At 61.3% G+C, this 21,895-nt stretch carries 18 protein-coding genes; 6 read left to right on the forward strand and 12 right to left on the reverse strand.

Features of this window, described 5'->3' with window-relative positions; genetic code table 11:
• Positions 1-69: 69 nt before the first annotated feature.
• Genes AC1MH0_RS19640 through AC1MH0_RS19650 form a run of 3 tightly spaced genes read right to left on the reverse strand, consistent with a single transcriptional unit; the run spans position 70 to position 8,764 of the window.
• On the reverse strand, positions 70-4,413 hold the full coding sequence (locus tag AC1MH0_RS19640; protein ID WP_480965864.1) for a helicase-related protein: 4,344 nt from the start codon (positions 4,411-4,413) through the stop codon (positions 70-72).
• Positions 4,410-7,160 (reverse strand): Hint domain-containing protein, encoded by a 2,751-nt coding sequence (locus AC1MH0_RS19645; RefSeq protein WP_480965865.1) that lies wholly within the window; start codon positions 7,158-7,160, stop codon positions 4,410-4,412. The genes AC1MH0_RS19640 and AC1MH0_RS19645 overlap by 4 nt, the downstream gene beginning before the upstream one ends.
• Positions 7,160-8,764, reverse strand: coding sequence for an N-6 DNA methylase (locus AC1MH0_RS19650; RefSeq protein ID WP_480965866.1), 1,605 nt, complete (start codon positions 8,762-8,764; stop codon positions 7,160-7,162). The genes AC1MH0_RS19645 and AC1MH0_RS19650 overlap by 1 nt, the downstream gene beginning before the upstream one ends.
• Positions 8,765-9,022: 258 nt before the next feature.
• Between AC1MH0_RS19650 and AC1MH0_RS19655 the strand changes: the two genes are divergently transcribed.
• Positions 9,023-10,153 (forward strand): DUF262 domain-containing protein, encoded by a 1,131-nt coding sequence (locus AC1MH0_RS19655; protein ID WP_480965867.1) that lies wholly within the window; start codon positions 9,023-9,025, stop codon positions 10,151-10,153.
• Positions 10,154-11,086 (forward strand): HEPN domain-containing protein, encoded by a 933-nt coding sequence (locus tag AC1MH0_RS19660; protein ID WP_480965868.1) that lies wholly within the window; start codon positions 10,154-10,156, stop codon positions 11,084-11,086.
• A 207-nt stretch (positions 11,087-11,293) separates the two neighbouring features.
• Here the strand turns inward: AC1MH0_RS19660 and AC1MH0_RS19665 are convergent, their stop codons facing one another.
• Both AC1MH0_RS19665 and AC1MH0_RS19670 read right to left on the reverse strand, forming a co-directional pair.
• Positions 11,294-12,496: a tyrosine-type recombinase/integrase gene (locus tag AC1MH0_RS19665; RefSeq protein ID WP_480965869.1), complete on the reverse strand. Its 1,203-nt coding sequence runs from the start codon at positions 12,494-12,496 to the stop codon at positions 11,294-11,296.
• The gene (locus AC1MH0_RS19670; RefSeq protein ID WP_480965870.1) at positions 12,493-13,731 is read right to left on the reverse strand and encodes a tyrosine-type recombinase/integrase; all 1,239 of its coding nucleotides are present in this window, start codon (positions 13,729-13,731) and stop codon (positions 12,493-12,495) included. Before AC1MH0_RS19670 ends, AC1MH0_RS19665 begins: the two co-directional genes overlap by 4 nt.
• Before the next feature lie 387 nt (positions 13,732-14,118).
• Between AC1MH0_RS19670 and AC1MH0_RS19675 the strand changes: the two genes are divergently transcribed.
• Positions 14,119-14,343: a hypothetical protein gene (locus tag AC1MH0_RS19675; RefSeq protein ID WP_480965871.1), complete on the forward strand. Its 225-nt coding sequence runs from the start codon at positions 14,119-14,121 to the stop codon at positions 14,341-14,343.
• A 176-nt stretch (positions 14,344-14,519) separates the two neighbouring features.
• Here the strand turns inward: AC1MH0_RS19675 and AC1MH0_RS19680 are convergent, their stop codons facing one another.
• The 4 genes from AC1MH0_RS19680 to AC1MH0_RS19695 all read right to left on the reverse strand — a co-directional run bounded on the left by AC1MH0_RS19680 (position 14,520) and on the right by AC1MH0_RS19695 (position 17,986).
• Positions 14,520-15,101 (reverse strand): hypothetical protein, encoded by a 582-nt coding sequence (locus AC1MH0_RS19680; protein WP_480965872.1) that lies wholly within the window; start codon positions 15,099-15,101, stop codon positions 14,520-14,522.
• Positions 15,102-15,488: 387 nt separating this feature from the next.
• Positions 15,489-15,797, reverse strand: coding sequence for a hypothetical protein (locus AC1MH0_RS19685; RefSeq protein ID WP_480961891.1), 309 nt, complete (start codon positions 15,795-15,797; stop codon positions 15,489-15,491).
• Positions 15,798-16,374: 577 nt separating this feature from the next.
• Complete coding sequence (locus AC1MH0_RS19690) at positions 16,375-17,463, reverse strand: DUF2493 domain-containing protein (RefSeq protein ID WP_480966121.1); 1,089 nt, start codon at positions 17,461-17,463, stop codon at positions 16,375-16,377.
• A 76-nt stretch (positions 17,464-17,539) separates the two neighbouring features.
• Positions 17,540-17,986, reverse strand: coding sequence for a DUF736 domain-containing protein (locus AC1MH0_RS19695; RefSeq protein WP_426284027.1), 447 nt, complete (start codon positions 17,984-17,986; stop codon positions 17,540-17,542).
• Positions 17,987-18,921: 935 nt separating this feature from the next.
• On the opposite strand from AC1MH0_RS19695, the gene AC1MH0_RS19700 reads away from it, so the two are divergent.
• The 3 genes from AC1MH0_RS19700 (at position 18,922) to AC1MH0_RS19710 (ending at position 20,371) form a co-directional block, all read left to right on the forward strand.
• Entirely contained in the window at positions 18,922-19,269 is a 348-nt protein-coding gene (locus tag AC1MH0_RS19700) for a hypothetical protein (RefSeq protein ID WP_480965873.1), read from the forward strand.
• A 130-nt stretch (positions 19,270-19,399) separates the two neighbouring features.
• Positions 19,400-19,888: a hypothetical protein gene (locus AC1MH0_RS19705; protein WP_480965874.1), complete on the forward strand. Its 489-nt coding sequence runs from the start codon at positions 19,400-19,402 to the stop codon at positions 19,886-19,888.
• A gap of 270 nt (positions 19,889-20,158) precedes the next feature.
• Positions 20,159-20,371, forward strand: coding sequence for a hypothetical protein (locus tag AC1MH0_RS19710; RefSeq protein WP_480965875.1), 213 nt, complete (start codon positions 20,159-20,161; stop codon positions 20,369-20,371).
• A 20-nt stretch (positions 20,372-20,391) separates the two neighbouring features.
• Here the strand turns inward: AC1MH0_RS19710 and AC1MH0_RS19715 are convergent, their stop codons facing one another.
• From AC1MH0_RS19715 to AC1MH0_RS19725, 3 genes are all read right to left on the reverse strand, one after another.
• On the reverse strand, positions 20,392-20,799 hold the full coding sequence (locus AC1MH0_RS19715) for a response regulator (RefSeq protein WP_480966122.1): 408 nt from the start codon (positions 20,797-20,799) through the stop codon (positions 20,392-20,394).
• 323 nt (positions 20,800-21,122) lie between these two features.
• On the reverse strand, positions 21,123-21,560 hold the full coding sequence (locus tag AC1MH0_RS19720) for a PIN domain-containing protein (protein WP_480966123.1): 438 nt from the start codon (positions 21,558-21,560) through the stop codon (positions 21,123-21,125).
• Positions 21,557-21,865, reverse strand: coding sequence for a type II toxin-antitoxin system Phd/YefM family antitoxin (locus tag AC1MH0_RS19725; protein ID WP_480965876.1), 309 nt, complete (start codon positions 21,863-21,865; stop codon positions 21,557-21,559). The genes AC1MH0_RS19720 and AC1MH0_RS19725 overlap by 4 nt, the downstream gene beginning before the upstream one ends.
• Positions 21,866-21,895 lie beyond the last annotated feature (30 nt).

The following is a 21,895-nucleotide window of genomic DNA, read 5'->3' on the forward strand; positions in this document are numbered from 1 at the left end:
TCCGTCCGTGCCGCCCCGAAGGCGGCAGGGCGCCGGGTTGGGGCGTTGCGCCAATCTTTTCCCTTAGCGTCAGCCATTGCTGCCCCCATCCGCATCTACTTCCGAGGCGCTGCCACGTTGCGTCCTGATGGCGCGCATGACCTTGGCGAGATCGCGCCGGTCGACGTCCGTCGTCTTCCCCTTTGCAAGCGGGTCCCGCGCCGCGGCGACGATGTAGCCTGCCTCGTCGACGTCCCGCAGCGAGGTCATTGGCGGCTTGAACGCAGGCAGGTCCTTCCAATAGTCGCGCAAGCTAGAGATCGTTCCACGGCTCGAGATGTCTCGCGCGAAGTTCTCGACCTGCTTGTCGACAAGACCGCGGTAGAACTCCTCGTAGTGCGGCGAGCCGAGATGCGCGGCGCCCTTGCCTGCGAACCCGCTAGCGCGAAGAATGAACGCGACGAGTGCCTTAGTAAACGCGAGGTGGTCGCGCTGCTCCAACGCCGACAGTCGGTTGACCTGGTCCATGTGCGCGACCTCGAACTTGCGGGCGTTGTCTTTGGCAATGAAGTCGCGCGCCTCGCGCAGCATTGCCCAGGCCTGTACGTATGACGCCATCGTGCGCTTGACCGCGTTCTCCGCCCACCGTTCGACAGCGGGCGGCGCGATCATTCGCTCGAGGAAACGGTGGAAGATGTCGTGGGTCTCGACGACGTAGCGGTCGCGGCGGTTCTGCGGCGTCGGGAGCAGCATGACGAACCCGACGTGTGCGCGGCCCACGCGGCTCGACGCCTGGATGTATTCGGCGATATCCGACGGTAGCCCGGCGAAGAACATGCTGTTGAAGCGGTCGACGTCGACACCGTGGCTGATGGCGGAAGTAGCGACGATGTTACGCACGGTCTGGGCGACGTCGGGATAGTCGTTGCCGGCGAACGGAGTCTCTGCGGCCTCCATCACCGCCTGGATGTCCTTCATGTCGATGCCGCCGGAGATGAGGCGGCTGTCGAACGCGGCGTACGCCCGGCCAATACGTCGGTGCTCGTGCTCGACCCCCGCGCTCAGCGCGTCGATGATCTGGTCGCCGCCCTTCTTATTCGTGACATAGGCGAGGGCGATGCGGTGCAGGTCGATGAGCGCCATGACCTCATCTTCGCGTCCGTCCGCGACGGCACGGTCGATAGCGGCGCGGTGCCAGTCGCCCGCTTTGCCTACGGAGATGGCGTCGCGGATCGTGGCGATCGCGGCTGGGCGACGCGCGTCGTCCAGCATGCCGTCCCAGAGCGAGGTAATGATGCCGTGGAATGCGGAGAGGACGCCAACCGTCGTGACAGTGTGCGTCGCGTCGTTGGTCATCAGCGACACGTAGAGCCGCATCCACGGTGCAGTCGCCTCGGGGGCCTGCGCGAAGGGGAGTGTATCGGCGAGACAAACACGGTCAGCGTTCCATTCGGGCGGCGCGGCCGGCTCGGCGAAGAAGGAATGATAGAGATCGGGCCCAGGATAGGGGAAGCGGAGCGGGATTCGCTGGTATAGCGTCTCGAGCTGGCGCTCCGGTGCCGAGATGGTCGCCGTCGCCGCGATAATCTTCGGCATGCGTGGCGCGCCCCATCCGTCCCCGGTCCATCGGCGCGCGATCTCTAGATCATCACCTGCCATGTCGGCGATGTCCTCGAGCGTAGTGTCGAGCAGGGTGTCGAACAGTCCGCTGAAGGTGCCAAGGCTCTCTTCCAGCAGATGGGCCTCGTCTTGGATGATAAGCGAGGGGAACGGGTCGTGGAACACGCGCTTTCCGTCCGAATATGCGGGGAAGACATTGGCGCAGCGGTCCGCTGCGGGGTCACGTTTTAGATCCGCCTCGCTGCGCGGATTGTCGAGGTTGCCGCGCTCATCGATGCGCCGCGCCAATCCGAACATGCCGAGTACCTTGCTGATCGTACCGGTGTTCTGTCCAAGCATCGCCAGCTTGTCGACGGTGCCGAGCACGATGGCCGGCGCGCGCGCGTAGATCGCGTCGTCGGTGAACACGAACGGAAGCGGGTGGTGCCGGCCGTGCTCACGGTTCCACTCGCAACGGTTGTTAAAGCAGACGATCGCCGCACGACGGCCATACTGCCCGTCGTTCTCGTCGCGCCTGAGGCCGGTGGGCTCGCCGCAGACAGGGCAATCTGGGATCTTGTCATAGGCTTCACGGGCCTCGATGTAGCGGCGGGCGCGTTCGCGTTCCTGGTCGTTGCCGGTCTCGCCATCGAGTGCCTTGTCGTCCGGATGGTCGGGATCAGCCGCCAAGGGGATGTCGGCCTTGAATTCGCGATAGTGGTTGGGGGTGTTCTGGCTACCCACCCAGAACCCCATCTCGAACGGCCATGCCCCGACTCGATGCCGCTTGCGCACCAACTCGGCGCGCACGACGAGCTTCAGGAGCCGCTGAGCCTGCTGGAGCGTGAGAAGGCGCAGCGGATAGCGGATCATCGCGGTGATGCCGCGGTCCTTTCCGCGCAGACGGTCGAGGAACATCGCGAACAGCAGCGTGCCGTAAAAAGCCTCGGACTTGCCGCCGCCGGTGGGGAAGTAGAGGAGGCTAACGCCGTCCTCGTCGAGCAGCGCGTCGTGATGGTCGCGCCACTCGTCCATCCTCGAGGCGAACACCGGCACGTGCGCGAGCACGAACGCCATCTGAAACAGGCGCCATCCTCGCTTGTCGTCGAACGCGTCCCGAAGTGCGAACGCCTCGTTAGTCATCGTCCAGGCCCGCCACGGCGCCGCGCGCCGCTCAAGCGCTCGTCTATCGCCGCCGCCGTTCTCCAGTGCGTCGAACGCCCTCTTCGACGTGATTAGCAGTTCGACACCGAGCTCGATGTAGCGGGCCTCGGCGCGCTGAGCTGCGATATCCTCGCGCAACCGCGTAGCCTCGATTGCTGCGTCGCCCGGCTCTAATCCCGCCGTGACTTTGTCCTTGAGCCGTGATTCCTGGCCGTCGATCCAGGCAACGTAGGCGCGCGGCAGAGCGAGAATCCGTGACGCATCGAATGCCGGGTCCTTCAGCACGGCGAACTGGAATGGGAGGTCGAGGTTGCGCGCGACGATGCGCGGCTGCGCGAACCGCGGCGCGGATGTCGTGCGCAGGATGACGTCGGCCCCTGCGGTATGCGCGTCGATCCCGCAGTTGAGGCCGATCGCCGGGTAGTCGAGATGGTCTCGGAAGCGATATGACGGTTCCACCCTGTCCAGCCGCAGTGCCCGGTGCGCAGCGGACGGCAGTGCGATCGACAGGCTGGCGTTGAACACGATGTTGCATCGACTGCGCGCGTCGAGCGGTGAGAGCTCGGCCGACTGGTTGTCCAGCATGACCCGCATCGAGAGCGCGCTGGTATCGAGGAAGTCGGCCTGGCGCTCCACTTTCACGACGACGCGCGACAGGTCCGGAATAATGCGGTTTCGATCGACGGGACGCGATGCCAGTGCGGCGGTCGCGACGGTCCAGTTGGCTTCCGAAAGCGTGTCATTCGGTTGGACCGTGACGTCCCGCCAGGCGATCCCTGCGCCTTCGCCCACAACCCAGGACTCGAGGTGTGATGCGATCGCGTCCCCGAGGGTGCGATTGTAAGCATCGATGGTCGATCCGAGTTCTGTGTCGCTTGCGTCGCAGCCGAACTCGAGGGTGGGCAGTTCCAGGTCAAGCCGCCTCCACTTGCCCGGGATCGGCGCCGGATCGACCAGGGTAAGGGGTAGCTCGCGCCCCTCCCGGACGAGGCGGGCGATTGGTGGGATCGGCGGGATCGGCGACGTCCCGTCGTCGGGAGTGGTCGGGTCGGCATCGGGCGTCTGATCCGGGTGCGGATCGATCGGGTCAGGCTCTGGCTCGCCGTTCAACAACTTGATGCCATGCGCGGCGTAAGCCTTGCGCCGCACCTCGGCGAGTATTTGCGCCCTCGCGGCCCTGACCTTCGACCGCTTCGTCTCGTCCATCGCCTTCCAGTCGGGACGGTCGATGCCTGCCGCCTGGAGAGCCAGCGTGCGCTCATTTCGGATGGCGTCGTCGATCTGCTGCTGGATGTTGGCCCGAAGTCTGAAGTCGAATTCGAGCTCACCGCCGCCGGCTACGAGATCGGCCCAAGCCGGAATCACTCTTATGTAGATTGACAGGCACGGCGTCACCCGCATCGCGGCGCGAGTCCGCGCGTTGACCACGAAGTCGATGCCGATGGCCGCGATACGGATGTCGGTCGTCTCGTCATCGTTTCCAGAGATGTCGAAGCGAGGCAGCAACTGTCCGGCGAATATGCCCCGACGCGGTGAACTGCCGAGCAGGTTCCGCCCGCGCTCATCCTTCCCGCTCACGCGGTCGACCAGCGCGTTGACCAAGGCGTCGCAGACCGCTTCCTTCAGTTCGACGTCGATAGCCGCGAGCTCGCTGTTCGATTTCCCCTTCATGACGTCCTGTAACTCCGAACCTCGTCGACGATCGCCACATGCTCTTCTGCCATCGCCCGCAGAGTGCGTATCTCGTCGGTGCGGTCGCGGTTGCTCGCCATGGCCGCATGCGGGTCGGTGAGGATGCCCCGGAACGCGTCGTGGAAGACATTGCCGTAGCGAACACGGTGCGAGCGCTGCGCGACGACTGCCCAGCGCCAGAAGGTGCGCGCCATCCGTTCAGTGATACCGAGAGCGGCCGTAAAGCGCATAAACGTCTCCTCCTCCTGCGGCGCGTGCGGCACGACGTCGTGCAATGGCTTTTCGACCTCACGGTCGAGGTCGATCCAGTAGCGCGCCGTATCGGCGGGTACGACGGGCTCGCCCATGGCGGCTACGAGCGATCGCAACTTAGCGCTGACGGTGGGTTCGGGCATAGCGGAGAAGCGCTCAACGACCAGCTGGTGGTAGTCCCGGATCTCCTCGGCCGCAGTCGCGCGGATGTTCACCAGCGTGCGAGCACGTTCCACGAAGCCGTATCCAATGACGCACACCTCGTCGCCCTTCTTCACCTGCGAAGCTGCCCGCTCGACAAACGAGGTCGTCGCCGCCCCATCGTCGCGAAGCACAATCTCGGTGTTACGGCGCGCTATTATTCGCTGACCGTTCTTGAGTTTGATCTCGACGAGGTTGCGTTCGCCTCGCCCGCCGCCGCTCAAGTCAATCACTGACCCGTTGGGGAACTCGACGTCGTCCGTCGGCATCTCGAACCTGACCAAGTGTCGGCCGATCTCCTCGACTCGCTTGTTTGCCTTCGCCGCGAATGCGCGCAGTCGAACCGCGAGCGGCGCGATGCCGATCTCGCTGGCCAGCCGCTCTGCGTCGCGGGCGGCAAACGCGAGAGTGTCGGCGTCGGCCAGGATCGTCACCTGGTCCGGCAGCCAGGGTTGGGTCAACGTCGTCAGGATCCCGGTCCGCGTCGGCGCCACGACGACCACGCGCTTGCACTGGTTACGCAACGCGTTGGGAAGATCGGACACCGTCTTCAGCAGTCGCTCACCGCCGAACCGGATCATCTCAGAATCGATCCGCTCGCCGAGCTTCGGATGGCTGGCAGTCAGGCGGTCGGCCGCAAACTCAGCGACCAGGTCGGACCTAAAGACGAACATCGACCCCGAGCTTGACCGTAGTGTTGGCTGAATTGCTCCTTCCAGCATGGTGGTCATGGGTGTCCCGCCTTCAAGCCTTCGCATCAGATCGCGAGCGCCGGAGAGGGAACCGGCTTCGGCATCGACCTGACTGGCTAAGCTACGCGGATCGTCGAGCGTCGCGAGATCGGCCGTCACGCGATAGGCGGCGAGCAGGTCGTCGGCGGCCGCGGTCGACGTCTCGCGTTCTAGAAATCTGCTGAGCTCGCTAAGTGAGCCGGGCAGCAGCGCTGTCCGGCGAACCGTCGCGATCAGATTGCGCGCCGTCGTCGATCCTGCTGCGTCGCCTTTGTCGGCAAGGCTGTTGGCGAGGCGCCGCAACGCCTCAATGATGTGGTCGACGTCGCCGAAGAAACCATCGACGTAGATCTTGTCGCCGCCTTCGAAGGTGGTGTCGCCCGAGCCGGCGGGCCGAACGATCTCCGGCACTTGAGAATAGACGACGTGGCCGGTTGCCGGCGTCGGCTTACTATTGCGTCCCGGTCGCCGCGTCCCAAGTATCTCGAACCGCGCCGTGGCGTAGGTCCAGGGGTCGTCGGCGATGGCGAGGATGCCCGTTGCGGGGTGAACGTCGCGAAGGCACGCGACCATTTCCGACGCCTTCGTCAACCAGTCCCAGCCGAGCCGGTTACGGGCGGTCCGGGTTAGGTCGAGGATCAGCAGATCTGGCGCGCGCTTGATGGCGCGGAGATCGATGCCGAGCCGCTCACCGGCGCGGACCGTGTAAAGGAAGAACGATGCCTTCGCCGGATCGTCTGCGTCGCCTGACCGGCTCTGCTTGGCAATGTCGGTTTTGGTGCGGGTGCGCCAGAGCAGCATGCTGTTCGACGAGCGCTCACCCCTCGGCGGCCCGTGCGGGACGATCTCGTCGAGAATAGGGTGCTCGAATTCAGCATAGTTGCGCCCGTCCGTGGCCCGACCGGTCAGATTGCGGACGCGTGCCAGGACCTGATGGAAATCCTTCGCCGCGTCACCGGTCTCGCTCATGTAGCGCTTTAGGTGATCGAAGTTCACCGCCCCGAGCACATGCCTGTCGACCTGTACTTGCCGCGCCTGAGCGTGCGTGCTGCGGGCATAGGGGAACGCGATCGCGCGGACACCGTCGGACCGTCGGCGGCCCTGTTCGGGAGAACCCAGGACCTGCACCTGTTCGCTTTCGGCGCTGGCTACGGCGGCGATCGTCAGTAGGCCGACGATGGCCGAGCCCGACACTCGCGCCGGAGGCCATGGCATGACTACCTGCGTCGAGCCGTCGGCTGCCACTTCAGCCGCCGAGCAAACCAACCTAAGATAGGCGGGCGTGACCTCTGCGACCTCTGCACGGCCGAGCGAATGGAAAGGCTGTGACGCAAGCGCAGCCATGTAGCGGTCGATGTCCCGCTTAGGACGTTCCGGGGTTAGTGCCTTCGGGCTTGCCGCCGCTGCCAAGCTGCGTTCGGCGTTCAACTTCGCCATTTTCGAGAGCAGTACCTGCCGCTTCTCCAGCGCCGCCTGGCGCTGTTCGGCACGGTCCCCGGGCGCCACGCCCGGCGGTTGCTGGAAGGACCGGCCGCGTCCCATCAGGCGTCGACCGTCTCGGGCGTGAACCTATAGGACCGGATCGCGGCCGTCTCGGCGTCTTCGGTTTCGGCGAGAGCGGCGGCGAACGCCTCGGGTGGTGGCAGGTCGAGCTGCCTGAGCAGCGTGACCGACACGGCCGCCGTGCCCGAGACGCGGCGGTAGCGCTGGTCAGCGGCAGCAGTGTTGAGGAGGCGAACCGCCAGCTCGAGCTTACCGACGTCATCTGCCGTCAGCACGATCGTGTGGTTCTCGCTGACGAACCCGCCCCATTTTGCCTGTACGGACGGATCGACCATGGCGGCCACCAGCCGGCGAGGCTGCTTGTCGTTCGTGGTTCGCTGCATGACCGCAGCCGGGCCGCTTACGATAGCCGCGCTGTCGCCAAGGAAGGTCACGAAGTCCGCGCCAGCACCCTTCTTCCCCCCCGGCCGGCATGTCTCGCCGGGCCGCACGTTCTTCGCCCAGACCAGCGGGTATCCGCGCTGACGCGGCGCGAGCTTCGCGACCAGCCGGTCCGTCTCACGGTTCCAGACGAAATAGCCTGCGCGCGCCGTGACACCGTAATCAGCCAGCGTCGCTCCGCCGACTAGGTCAGGATCGATCGCGGGCAACGGCCAGGCGTCGCCAGGATCTTCCGGCAACCGCTGCTCGACCACGGGATCGCTCGACGGCATCAGGCCGACCACCGGGAAACGCACCGGCGCGAGCGTGTCGTGGACGTTGCCCTTGCGTGCGATGAGGACGCTGATGTCTTGGGCGACGTCGATGAAGACGCCGTCCCGGCCGGCGATCGACCCAACCGCAAGCACGGTCGCCTGCGAGCGGATGAAGGCGCGCATTCGATCATATAACGGGCCAGCGCGGAAGCTGGATGGAATGACGAGCGCTACGATGCCCCCGGGCTTCGCATGCCGGAAGCACAGTTCCGCGAAGAGTGCATATTTGTTGACATGGCCGCTGTGAGCAACTTTCCGCCATTCCCGGCCATGTAAATCGTCCGTCGCAATTCGGCCGTATGGGGGATTCGCGATCACCAGACCGTAGGACGCTGGGATCGCCACGCGAAGGGCGTCGCCAGTAAGAATGACCTCACGTGGCAGAGCGGAGCCAAGGCGCTCCGCGATGAGTCGGCTGGAAAGCATGGCCAACCCCTTGTCGATCTCGATGCCGTTCAGCCGGTATGCCACCTCGTCAGCCTTTAGTCCCGCGGCCGCCATCCGGCCGGCCAGCGTCGAAAGGAATGCCGCGCCGCCCGCAGCAGGGTCGAGAACGTCCTCCGTCGCCAAGTCGAAGCCTGCTTCGATGGCAAGGTCGACGACCGCGTCGGCGACCGTCGGCGGAGTGAAGTAGGTCGCCTGTGACCGGCGGACCTTAGTTGGCAGCATCAGCGTGTAGAGGGTACCGATCCAATAGTGGCGCTCGTCCACAGGTAGCGCATGTAGAACGCGCCGGAATGCCTCGTGGCATGGGTCACCGCTGATGTCGGCGAGTAGGTCTAGGCAGACGTCTGCGCGCGCCTGTGGCGTCGCGGTATGCTCGACAAGCATGCGGGCGGTCGCACGTGCGCGAGCAAGTAGCGCCGCCTTAGTTCCCTTCTGGTCCACCGATGCCCCCTGCGCCAACGCTCTCGTCGTCGGCAGCGCGTTATAGGTTGGCGATTTGCCTTGTCCAAATGGGTTCTCGAGATCTTCAAATCATTTCGGGCTTATGCGCAAGGGGCCTAAGGTTCGGCGGCTAAGCAACACCCCCATTCGCCGCTCATGCGCAGCTTGATAAGCTGGCAAGTCGCTGGAGGCCGGATCGAAGGAAGCGGAGGTGGTGACCAAGAACCATCTGATCGCTCGATGGTGGTCGATTAGGACGTGGCCTATCGCCCCATCTGTGAAAGTGGTTTGCCACTGGAAAAGAATGTGGAAAGGTCAATCATGGCCCAACCAACCCTTCTCGCGAGCTTTAATGAAGCTCAATCGCGACTCGTCGTACAAACCGCTGATCTGCCGCTTGGTACGCTCGCAGATATGGTTGAAACTGGCGCTATCGATCTGCAGCCAGGCTTTCAGCGGCGAGAACGCTGGAAATCTGATAAGCAATCTGCGCTTATCGAGTCCTTTCTTCTCAATGTTCCAGTTCCTCCTGTATATTTGTCAGAAGAAAACGACGGAACTTACACTGCAATCGATGGTAAGCAACGTTTAAAAGCAATAAATGATTACCTACAGGGTAGATTTGCTCTTCGAGGTCTAGATCGCTTGACTGAAGCGAGCGGATTGCATTTTTCCGAACTTCCCTCGGAGATTGTTAACGCCCTACGCCTCAGACCCTTTCTACGGGTCGTTACACTACTAAAGCAAACCGACCCACTGCTAAAGTATGAAGTTTTTCTGAGGCTTAACAGGGCGGGAGAACCACTTAACAGCCAAGAAATCAGAAACGTGGCGTTCCGAGGAAACCTCAATGATGCGATATACACCGCATCGAGCGAGCCATTCCTCCGGTCACAACTCAAGATCAATGATGATTCATCACCTGCGTACCGCGACATGGCAGATGCAGAATACGTATTACGCTTTTTAACACTTTACTACGGATTTAAGACTTTTGGTGGAAATCTTGGCGCCGCCATGGACTCTTTCATGCGTGCAAATCAAGGTTCAACTAGGCAGGTCGCTGAGGAAACGGTGGAGAAGTTTTATTCAGCTCTCGGTAGATGTGAATATTTATGGGGAGATCACGCTTTCCACAGGCCGGAGGGGAATGGGTGGCGAGACCAACTGCTTGCAGGTCTCTATGATGCACAAATGATAGCTATTTCCTTCTTTTCAGAAGACGATTTCAATACGATCCTATCTAAGAAAACCGACGCTCTAAAAATTGCCCGAGATGTCTTCAAAGACAGTGAGTTTGATAAATCTGTGAAAACGGGCACCAACACTCCCGCTCGGTTCAATTACCGGGTCACAACGTTATTTCATAAACTCCACGCTTTGATATAGATGGATAGATCAGCTTTTTATTCGACGCTGGGTGTGATGCTCGAGCTATCTCAAAACCCTCTTTTAGTCGATGTATTTCCTCCAAGTTCTCCGATAAATGCTTCCGCACGTATCTTGCGTTTGGGCATAGCAGTGAACGCGTTTGCTAGTTTAGAGTCTTACGTTAGCGCTTGCTTCGACCGCCTAGTTGATTTGTTACCAGGTTCTTCTTTGCAATATTCGGAATTTCCAGAGTCCTTGAGAGATTATCTCTTAATAAAGGCGGCTGCGGGCATGACGACAAGAGGCGGTCGGATCAAGTCGCTTCCCGAAAAACTTTCCTTTTATCAGTCTACGATTGTCGAACTATCATCGTTTGGTAGTACGCCGCCACTCTATAGCAAACATGGATTTAGTCCAAAGGGATCAAACGTTGATAGTAGCGATATCGCCTCAGCGTTCAGCGCATTCGGGGTAGCGAAGTGCTGGTCTAAACTTTCGAGTGCAACATCTTTAATTGGACTGCCGCAAGCCGATTTGTCCCTAGAATATGGTAAGTTAGCAGAGACGCGGAATAAACTAGCACATGAGGCATCGTCAACAATACCAACATCGAATTTGCAAGATCACATTCGGACAGCAATTAATATTGGTCTCGTCATAGACTGCCTGACTACGCTCGTTGGTAAAAGATTTTCCACAGCCAGTAATGCTTTAGAACTATCAGCCGGAATTGTCCTAGCTGACAGCCATTTCCGTTTTATTGACGACGAAACGAGCGGCTCTTATGCTGAGAGAAACTCGACATCCGGCAATGTCGTGAAGCGGTATCCCATCCTCCAAGATGCCATCGACGGAGCGCGCGGACGCAGAACAGCGAAATTTGTGATACGGCGTGACGTGGGACGCCGTCCAGTTGGACTCGTCAGCGCTGGCGATCCGGGGGCGCTATGAAGCACCAATCTGACGAAAGCTCCCGACCCGATATGTAGGGCGATTTGTTGACTTCGCTAAAGCGCAGAGGTTGGCGCGCGATCGTTGCGGCCCGATGCTCAGTGACGACCGAGGTCGGCGCGATGGTGATAGTGCGGCACCGTCCGCCCATTCTCGTTTGCACGATGTACAAGGCGCGCCTGCTTGCATATCGACGTACACTTAAGATTAGGCGATCATCCGCTCAATCGCTGTTCCGATTTGTTCCGCTGCACCGAGGACATGATTGTCATCGAGGTGCGCATAGCGCGAGGTCGATTGCGTGCTGCGATGTCCAAGCAGTCGCCCGATCATCGGCAGCGTTTCCCTATTCATCGCCGCATGACTCGCGAACGTGTGCCGAAGGTCATGAACTCGAACCCCCGTCAGCCCAGCTCTGTCACGGATCGACGGCCAGTGATTGCCGATGCGCAGTACCGGCTTGCACAGCCCTGGGTTCCAAAACAGCCACGCCACGCCCCGCTGGCGTGGCAGCGCGGCGATCACCGCACGGGCTTGATCACCCAGCCAAACGGTACGCGGCCCTGTCTTACTATCGCGCAGCTTCAGCCGGTTGCCCTTGACGTCCGACCATTGCAGGCCGGCCACCTCGCCCGAACGACACCCCGTCAACAGCAAGAGGGTCACCGCCGACGCGACAACCGCCTTAAGCTTGTCCTCTCCGGCTCGATCCTCTGCCAGCACTTTGCCCAGCCGCTCCAACTCAGCGGATGACAGAAAGCGTTCGCAACGGTACTTCCGGTTAGGACGAACGGTCCGGCATGGATTGGTGTTCTCAAGACGATAGCCCCAGCTTTCTGCCTTGGTCAGCATGTTGGCAAGGATGGTCAGGCAGCGGTTGGCAGCCCCCGGTCCGGTCTCGTCATTGAGCGCGGCGAACCAATGGGTGACATGAGCCTCGTTCAACTCGTCGATGAAGATGCCAGGGAAGGCATGGTCGAGATAGAGCCGGCGGTACACGCCGTGCGTCGCAAGGGTGGAAGCCTTCCACTGCGCCGACCAGCGCCGCCAATATTCATCGACGAAATTATCGAAACGTGGTGCGGAGCGGATGCGGGCGCGATCGGTCGCCGGATCATGACCTACCTGTGCATAGGCGATCACGCGCCGAGCAATCGTCAGCGCCTGGTGCTGGCTAATGATCGTGCTGGGTGCGATCGTGATCGTGCGAAGGCGTCCAGCCATGCGGGTCTGGACAATGTAGACTTCGCGCCCAGTGGGGTAGAGACGCAAACCAAAGCCGCGCTCATGCTCGAACCAGGTCGTCGACCGAGCCTTTGTGTCGGGTCGATAGGGATATGGATATTCAAAGGATATCCCAACTTCGGCCAACGATTCGCGCACGATTCTTTTGAGTGCCAGTGCGGTCATGCCCGCAGCCCCATCGCTTGAGCCAGCGCGCCAGAGACCCGCTGTGCGGCATCCCCGATGACGTCGTCTGCAAGGTGGGCGTACCGGGCGGTGGTCCCCGGCAGTACGTGACCAAGCAGTTTGCCGATCGTCGCGAGGGGGACGTTGTCCATGATGGCGGTGGATGCGAAGCTGTGCCGCAGGTCATGAATGCGCAGGTCGGGCATCGAACACCGCTGACGCAATGCCGTCCACCAGCCGACGACAGCGACAGGCGCTTTGCCGGTTCTGTCTGGGAACACCAGAGCGCAATCTTCACTGCGGGGCAAGGCCTCCAGAATGGCCATCGCCTGACTGTTCAGCCAGATAGTCTTCGCGCCCGTCTTGCTATCGGGCAATGCCAGACGGGGCGGTTGCACCCACGCCCAACGTAGGTCGCGGATCTCTCCGACCCGCGCGCCCGTGTAGAGCAGTAGCCTGACGATCGCGACCTGCGCCGGGTGGGTTGCTTCCGCGTCCCGAAGCGCCGCGCCCAGTCGGCGATATTCCAGCGGAGAAAGAAAGCGCTCCTTTGGCTCGCGGGGGTAGCGGGGGAGACCCCGACAAGGGTTCGAACCCTTGCGCCGGAAATGGAGCGCCTCGGCATATTTCAGGAGACTGGCCAGCACCGGCACCGCACGATTGAAACGGGTTTCGGCGCACCCCGCACAATCGTCACGCCAGCGGATCACATCGGCTGGCAACACCTCGGCGACCCGCGTTCCGCCAAAGACCGGCGCGAGGTCGCGCCGCCATGCATCATGGTTGCGCTTGGCGGTCGAAGGTTTCCAGTAACGGGCAATGTCGTTCCAGTAGGTTTCGACATAGGCAGACAACGTCGGTGTGGCCTTCACTGACCTATGCTTGGGCAAGCCATCCAGCGCCACCTCGGTTAAAAGACGGCGCGCCTGGGCACGCGCAAGGGTTGCGTCCACGTCCTCGACCCGTCCGATCGTAACGCGGCGCTGCTTACCGCGATGACGAAGCCGCACTGTCCAGAAAGCGTGTCCGCTTGGTCGGATACGGAGGCCGAACCCGGCAAGTTCCGCGTCCCAGATGACATATTCCGAAGGGCGGGCAGGATGGTTTTTGCGAGCAAAATTACCGTCCAGTAGTGCCCGTTTTTCAGCTCTGGAGGCATTGGGGACCAAATAGCCATCAGAAGGGGCCAAATCAGGTTCGCAACCGATTAAAAACGTTGATTTTTTGGGGACCAAATGGCCATCGCCAGGCCCCAAACTGCAAGCCGCTTTTGAGCGACCCACCATTGATTTTGCTAGGTTTTTTTCCATTCAGCAAGCGTAGCTTGCGTAAGGTGTGCTCTACTGTAGTCCCGATTCCCATGTGCTGATTTGGTCTCCTCGGTCCTTCGGATCGATATGATGGCATCTCGGTTGTCCGCGGGGCAAAGGCCCGCCTTCACGGCGGAATGACGGTCGGACTGGTCGCTCTGGCGGGGTGTCTTGGGGTCGGTGTGCGACGATCGTCACGGGGTTTTCCTTGGTCTGTTGAGCTGATGGTTGGTTGGCGCTTTTCCCTCGCCTAATCGGTGGCTATACCGGTGCCGTTCAGAGCCCGATCAGCCTGACCAAAAGGCAAGAACTATGGCGAAGTCACTGGACGCTGAAATGGCCGCGATCGAGGCCGAGGAACGCAAGCTGGTAGATCGTCGAAAGGCGCATCTGAGGAAGCTGCGGGATACGGCTATTGGGACGGTTGAGAGGGTAGGGTTGTTCAAGCTCCCACTGGATCGACTGGAGCGGTTGATGGAGGCTGTGAAGACGCTAGGCGTGGACGAGGTCGAGAAGCGGCTCACGGCGAAAGCCTGAGACGGATCGAGGCCGAGGCCCACGCCAATGGCCGCACGGGTTTGCTACCTCGTGCGGCCATTCTCTGTTTGGACAGGGAGAGGCGCAGCCGGCTTAGTAGCATCAGGCAAAAAAAGGGACGCGTCAGCCGGTAGGCTGGGCGTCCCATGCAGTCATTTTAGATAGACGCGGATCGATCAGATCCAAGCCAGCAGGTACTCCCCTTCGATCGGTTTGAGTGCCGCCATCGTCGCTAGCGTTTCAATGCTCTCGGCCATGTCCGGATCGGAATCGAGGCGGCGCCTGATGCGGGGATCCGTCAGCCTCCGGCGAAGCTCCGTCATCGGCACCATGCCGGCGACCATGCGGTCGATCCCAAGGCCGTCTAACAGCGCCAGCGCTTGGGGGTTTGCGAGAGCTATTTCCGGGGCCGCATCCGGGTTCAGAGACAGGCGTATCGTAATATCGCCAGTGGGTTCAGTCTGCGCCACCCGGACGCGTCGACCGAGGAACTGAGCCTCGTCCAAAATCGCGATGACGGAGGGGTCGTGATCGAAGCATTTTGAGACGATTGCGAGCGACAGATGGCAGACGCGGGCGTCGAACTCGAACCATGGATCGCCGGTGACGCCGTAGTCCGGGAGCAACATGGCAAAACCCAACCGGAGCGATTGTTCGGCAAGCAGATCGCGTAGCGATGCGAGCTGGTCGGGGGTGATGATTGCCGCCATTGGCGCGAGGATGGCGCGGCCGTCTTCGACGCGGAACGTAATGGTCATAGTAACCTCCTTCGTTGTAACCGCAAATCTCTCCCTCCCTCCTCTCCGGAGAGGTTCCGCGACGCCTGTGATCGAGCATCACCGTCGATGCCGCGACGCGTAGTCAGCGCACGGGCGAAAGGCCGCTGCGCGCAGGCGAGCGAGGCGTGCAGGGTATGACTGTCAGACGTTGAAAACCGCGTCAGCAGCGCCGGGGCGGGCTCGATGCCCGCACCGGCGCTTCCCCGGCCGATGCGTAGCCAGGGGAGGCCCGACGGGGCCGTACCGAAGCGAGCGAGCCGGCCCCGCACGCCCGTCGAAATCAGCAACGGAAAAGGGCCACCCGATCGCCCGGATGGCCCTTTGAGTATTAGAAGATGAAGGGAGGAGCCGAAGCCCCTCCCGCGGTCATTTGATGAACTGGGCGTAGGCGGTGAGCGCAGCCCCGATCGCGATTGCTCCCGTCATCAGTGACCCGAGCCCGATGATGTACCATTTGAGTCCGTCGATTGAGGTCTGCATACCCTTGAGGCCGCTTTCCAGCTTTACCTCCAGACCTGCGATCTGCTGCTTCAACGGCTCAATTGCGCGACCCACGGCCATGTCGATCTGCTCCTCGACGACGACGACTGCCTTTGCCGCTGCCTCATCGTCGATATTAGCCGATCTTAGTGCTCTGAACAACGCGACTTGCATTTCGTCCTCCTTCTTCTTCAAGACGCATTCCGGATTAGGGCGGCGCGGCGAGGGTCAAGGGATCGCTCTTGCGACCGCTTTAGCGGCGGTAGGGGCAACGACATTTCGCAGAAAAATGGTGGGACCCTGCCGTCCCTTGAGGCTCGTCGCGCCGCCCGGGATAATAGGACGACTTGAGATAGATTTTTCCCCGCGGCAGCAGCGCCAAGGCGGGCTCGATGCCCGCCCTGGCGCTTCCCCGGCCGAGGCGTAGCGAAGGGCAGGCCGAAGGGCCTGACCGATGCGAGCGAGCCGGGTGCCGCGCCAGCCTCAAACCGGACTTTCGGGCAGCTCGTTCGCGATGCTTCTTAAGCTGCGGCAGCGCATTACCGGAGGGGGGAAGGCGACCGGCTGCGCGGCGTCCAGGTGCGGCCCGACGGGGCCGTGCCAAGGATGTCGCGCGGCCGGTCGCCTGGCGTGGGGGGAACCGTAGGGTTCCCCCCACAGCAACGCTGACAAAAAGGGGCCAGCGCGGGGATTTCACCCGCCGCTGGCCTAGTGTTTCCTGCCAAGGAAAGGGGAGGGGCGGCGCGCTCTCGGCTGCGCCGCCCGGATAGGGTTAGCCGATTGCCTGCCGCTTGGTTGCGGTCGGTGCCGGTGCCTGTCCGTCGATGCGGAAGGCGTGGGTCGGGACGCGGGCGTCCTTCAAGGTCTGCAACAGGTTCGATTGCAGGCCGGAACCTTGGCAAACGATGGCTTCAACGGGTGCGAGTTTTACAAGCTGCTCGTTGCGAACAAACCCGGCGCGGTTGCCATAGCGGCCCGTCTGCGGTGTGAAGGCAACCACGGTAACGCCACGGCTCGCCGCCCATGCTGCCGCGATCATGTCGCACCCTTTACGCTGCGCGGTGGTGCAAAGCGTCATGTGCGGGATACGGGCTTTGATCTGGTCGAGGCGGTCCCAAAGCTGTTTGAAGTCGTGCCACTCCTGACCGCCCGAAAAGACGACAAGCGGGCCGGTAGGGTTGCGCTTTTCGCGGTGGTCCTGCGCGCGGGCCTTCAAGAAATCGAGGGCGGCAATTTGGCTTGCGGTGCCTCCGCTCGAAACCTTCGATCCGCGCGCGGGGGACCAAGGGTGGCCGGACTGCGCCCGGTAGCAGTCGGCGGCATAGTCGCGCATGCATTCGATGGCGGCGCGCTGTTCTGTCTTGGTCTGGGCGCGGAGTTGCAATTCCTCCATTTCGACGGCGTAAATCTCGGACGGATCATAACGGCGCGTCATCTCGCCAAGGTCGCGGCAAAGCGTGTCTTCCTCGCGTTCCAGCTTCTGCGCTTCGTAGTGAAACGAATTGACGAACCCCCATGCAATCGCCTGTGCGCTCGCCTCTAGGCGGGTATCGCGGAACAGGTCGAAAAGCGTTGCCATGATCGCCGCGCAATCGTGCTGCGCCTCGATCGGCTCGGGCATGTCGAGTTCGGCGCGGCCTGCGCCAAGCTCGACAATGGAAAGCGCGCCAACGTCGCCGAACGCTTCCTGAAAATTGGTCGTTGCCGCTGCGTCGGCGATGCTCTCGGCAATCTCCGCCGTGCGGGGGTCGGTCGCGTCGTCAGACGCGCTGCCGGTCGCGGGCGTGGCGTTGGTGCCATTCATGGCTTCGCCCAAGTCGGCAAAGCTGGTAAGGCGCGGGGAGGTCGTTTTCTTGGTCATGGTTCGTACCTTTGGCAGGGATGGCGGTTTAGGGTCGGGGGAGGGTTGCACCCCTCTCCCCGCCCGTCTTGGTCGCTTAGAACGCGGGGATTTCGTCGTTCAGCGGCTCGGAAAGCTGGCCGTTGTCGGTGGCGTTGCCGGTGCCGAAACCGTCATCCGATGCCTTGCGGCGGTTCTGGCGGGTGCCGTCCAGATTTTCGCGGCGCGTGGTCGGGCGGTTCCAGACGACGCGGAAACCCTCTTCGTTATTGCCGAAAAGCATGATCTGGAGGGGTTCGCTGATGCTGGGGTCGTCCAGCTTACCCTGATAGAAAACTTCGCCGCTGCTGTTGCTGGTCATTTCCCAAAGCGCGCCGATCTGCACCCAACGCTTCGCGACGTTCAAAACCATGATCTCGAACGCGGGGGCCTTGTCGTTCGTGCTCTCGACGGGACGGAGGCCAAGGCGCGCGAGGTCGATGGTTGCCGTTGCGACCGAACCGAGAAGCTGACCGCCGACCGACTTGAAAGAACCGATGTTCATAGTATTCACTCCACGTTGCGGGGGCCTATCCCCCTGTTTGCCGGTGCTTGGGGCCTTTCCCCTCCGGCATCTTCTTTTTACCCCCTCTAGTCTATTTGACCAACCTGATTGATTACTTGACGCCCATTCATCGTACACGGTGAGTCCGAGCATAAAAAAGCCCCCGACTAGGGGGCGTAAATAACAAATCAAAGACGCATTGATCGCGGTAGCGAGCAATTCTGTTTCTACCGTGCTGATGGGCAAGGCCCGGCCTTTGTTCTCATCGCACCCGGAGCCGTCCTCGCAGGGGCTCAAGAGGCAGGCACGGCTGGCGGGGTCCACACGAATGACGGAGGCTCCGCCGCTTTAGCGGTGGAAACCGTAGGGCCTTTAGGCCCGGTATTCTTGTTGAGGCGCCTTCAAATCAAACAAAAGCATTGTCCGCTCCAGCGGACAATTCCCGTTTGACGCCGACCCCGTCGGACGGGTCTGCCACGCCGAGACACTGAGAGACGGCGAAGGGTGTGATGAGAACACAGGCCCACAAAGAACACATCATGCGCCTAGCGCATGATTCCACAGCCGAAGGCTGCCTGCGGTGGTCGTTGTCCTGGGCGTGACGTCAGGGTGGATCCGCACCCCGCCCCACGCCATCCTCGGACCCTGGCGCACGAGCCCTCTCAGCGCGTGCCGGGAGCCCGACAAGTGATTGTACCCGAAGGGCCGAGACCCGCTCTTCGCGGGGCTCGGGGAGGCCCTTGCCGACTATTGAACGGTCCCGCCCTCTTGGGCGGGATGTCCCAACCCTTCCTGTTCTTGCTTGAAATCTTCAACGATTCCGTCCGGCTACCCCTCGTCTAGATCGCTCCCGATCACGCACCGGAGCGCTTTCGTTTTCACGCCAATCTCTGCACCATGCGACCGAACAGACCTGCCTTTTGGAGAAAGTTATCGTGCCCGCTTTTGACAAGGATTTGCTGAGCGCCACGATCGACACGAACGGTATCGCCTGGGTGACCTACGCAGGACCTCCCTTCACCGTCTGGCAGTTGGTGGAGAGCGATGCGACGGGGTCGGTCACGCGGCGATCGTCATCAGACTCAGACTTACTGCTGGAGCCTGTCATTCGAGCTGGTTCATGCTGTTGGATGTTATGTGTCCAGTATTGCGGCGACGGCGAGCCACCGCCGTTCCCGGTCGCCAACCTCACCGAGGTGTTTCTGGTGGGCATAAACACGTTGTGCGAGCGATTTCCGGCAATCGCTGCAGACAGGCCAACGACGGCTGAAGGCGTCGTTTAACGACGGCCACAAGCTACATTCGAGACGGCCCCATCGACAAGAAAGCATCGCATTTCCGTAGGGGAAAAGCTTGTCTTGAGCCCATCAATCAAGTCTTTAAAGTGGCCTATCTAAAAGGGCGAACGTCGCAGTGACGCTGGCCGAAAACACAAAAGCACATGCCTCGCGATGTATGATCGTTCGGCAGGGGAGGGTTACAAAAATGAATCCGGAAGCGATGCTCTGCACATTGGAAGGGCATCATCGAGACATCATGGCTGGCCTTCGCGAAATCAGACGGCATTGCGGCGAGGAAAACCCGAACAGTCGTGAGCTGGCGGACGCCCGTGAACAGTTGACGGCGTCCAGCCTGTCGCGATCCAGGTATGTCAGCGAGGTGATCGTTCCAACTTTGCTAAAAGATGCCGACGATGGCTTGAGAACGGAGCTGTCCGAGTTACTCTTTGCAACCGCAACCAAGCGGATGTTTTCGCGCGCGCATATTGCCCAATGGACGTCGACGTCGATCGAGGCGGACTGGTCAGGTTATTGCGCCGCGGCGCGGGATATTTGGCCAATGATGGAAGAGCAGATCGCGCGTGAGACGAGGGTGTTGGCTGCACGGCTCAAGCAGCCATAGCGACATCAAGCCGGGTTGGATTAATTCAGGCCAAGGCGGTGCCGACGGTACCGTCAGGCGCACTGGGTGGCGTTCGGCAAACAAAAAAAGGGCCAGCGTGAGCCGGCCCGGATAGTTTTTAGGAGAAGATGCCTGAAAGGCGTCGCCATGCTGCATCTGCGAACAACGTTTTGCAACCGCGAACAGGCTTGAACCGCATAATTTTTGGTTGTTAACCGGCGAAAGCCGGCAGCCGCATTTCGCGCGATCGCTTGGCTATCCGGGGGGACATTGAGCGACACGCGCATCGGTACGGTTGAGCGGGCCTTTCAGCTGGCGAGGGCAGGGGCCTGTCGCTCGGTTTCAGACATTCGAGAACGCCTTACCGCCGAGGGTTATGAGGGCGTATTCAGCCACTTGAACGGCATGAGCATCAGGCGTCAGCTGAATGCCGCGCTCGTAGCGCGTGGCGTGACGGCGCCGGTCGAGAGCGACGACGACTGAACGGCGCCGCCCTACGCGGATCAGATCGCGTTCTTGAGCGGTTCTGGCAACTTGCCATCGGGCAGGGTTTCGCGAAGATGGCCATGGATCATCTGAGCGTTGAACGGTTTGGAGAGAAACGTCGCCTTCTCCGGTAGGTCACCCGTTTCCGGGCTGACGCGGCCGCTACCGATGACGATCTCAATCCACGGGTAGTTTTCGGCGACGTGGCGCGCGAGCGCGAACCCGTTCGTGTCGCCCGGCATGTCGACGTCCGAGAAGAGGAGGGTGATGGTGTGGGCGTACTCTGGAAGCATGGCGATCGCGGCATCGCCGCTACTGGCTTCGTAAGTACGGAAACCCGCGTCTTCGAGGATGCCAGTTATATCCATAAGGATGAACGGTTCGTCGTCGACGGCCAGGGCGTAAGGGACTGTTGATAAGGTCATACGCATCAACCCGCGATTTGCTAAAATGGCTCCGATACACAGCGCATGCAGCACGCGGGATTACCGCGTGGAACGGGCGTCGATCGCTTCCTGGAGAAGGCATGCCGAAACGCTTCCGCTATCGTCTTCGCGATCGAACAAAGCGAGAGCCATTTTCATGAGATCCAGCGGGACGTCGATCGGCGGTTGATCGGCAGGGGCGGATTCCGGGAGCGCATCAATCATCCAACCTCTCATAACTTGACTCAGCTTAATCGATTATGATTGACGGTTTGGGCATTATCAACGGTTTATCTACATAAAATCCCACGTTTTTATTTTTATTAGCCAGGTCTGACGGTGAACGACCACGGATCGAGCAGTGTCACACCGGTGCCGGCAAAGTCTGCGAGGTTGCGCGTTGCGATCGTCAGGTCATGTACGAGCCCCGTCGCGGCGATCCAGGCGTCTCGTTCGCTCTTGGTGTCCGGAACGTGCAGCCGCGCGCAGCGCAGCGCAATCGCCGTGTCGACGGGGAGTATGCGCCCGGCAAAGGCGGGCATGACCTTGTCGTGTAGCCATAGCCGTAACACGCCGGCTTGCTGCGGATCGCGCCGTTCGAGCAGTGCGATGCCAAGCTCGATCTCCATGATCGTGATGACCGAAAGGTACATGTCCGCCTGATCGACGCTACCGGCCCACGCTTCGACGGCTGCGCTGATCTTTCCGCTGCGCCGCTTGCGCAGCTCGGACAGGGCGTTGGTATCGAGCAAGTACATCAGTCGAAGACCGCCGGACGTGGGAACGATGCTGCCCGGCTGAAGTCGACCTCGATGTCTCCGACCTCGTCCATGTCGAGGGCGTCGAGGATGTTGCCAGGAGGCGCTTTTAGCCGCTCGTATTCGGCAAAGGGCATGACCGCCATGATTGGTCGGCCGCGTTCGGTGATGATGACTGCGCCATCAACCGCGGCTCGCTTGATGCGACCTGGCTCGCGATTGAAGTCGCGACTGGAGAAAGTTTGCATGGCGGCTTGACCTTGTTTGTCGTGACGTACAGACATTGCCGCAGGCAGCGGAATTGTCAATGTTCGTCACGCGACCGGGTACTGCTCGAT

The organism is Sphingomonas sp. AP28 (assembly GCF_056680455.1).

Excerpts from the sequence above, each read along its gene's own strand:
- AC1MH0_RS19640 (WP_480965864.1), bottom strand. The coding sequence starts at position 4,413 with ATGAAGGGGAAATCGAACAGCGAGCTCGCGGCTATCGACGTCGAACTG.
- AC1MH0_RS19645 (WP_480965865.1), bottom strand. The coding sequence starts at position 7,160 with ATGGGACGCGGCCGGTCCTTCCAGCAACCGCCGGGCGTGGCGCCCGGG.
- AC1MH0_RS19660 (WP_480965868.1), top strand. The coding sequence starts at position 10,154 with ATGGATAGATCAGCTTTTTATTCGACGCTGGGTGTGATGCTCGAGCTA.
- AC1MH0_RS19665 (WP_480965869.1), bottom strand. The coding sequence starts at position 12,496 with ATGACCGCACTGGCACTCAAAAGAATCGTGCGCGAATCGTTGGCCGAA.
- AC1MH0_RS19675 (WP_480965871.1), top strand. The coding sequence starts at position 14,119 with ATGGCGAAGTCACTGGACGCTGAAATGGCCGCGATCGAGGCCGAGGAA.
- AC1MH0_RS19680 (WP_480965872.1), bottom strand. The coding sequence starts at position 15,101 with ATGACCATTACGTTCCGCGTCGAAGACGGCCGCGCCATCCTCGCGCCA.
- AC1MH0_RS19690 (WP_480966121.1), bottom strand. The coding sequence starts at position 17,463 with ATGACCAAGAAAACGACCTCCCCGCGCCTTACCAGCTTTGCCGACTTG.
- AC1MH0_RS19695 (WP_426284027.1), bottom strand. The coding sequence starts at position 17,986 with ATGAACATCGGTTCTTTCAAGTCGGTCGGCGGTCAGCTTCTCGGTTCG.
- AC1MH0_RS19715 (WP_480966122.1), bottom strand. The coding sequence starts at position 20,799 with ATGACCTTATCAACAGTCCCTTACGCCCTGGCCGTCGACGACGAACCG.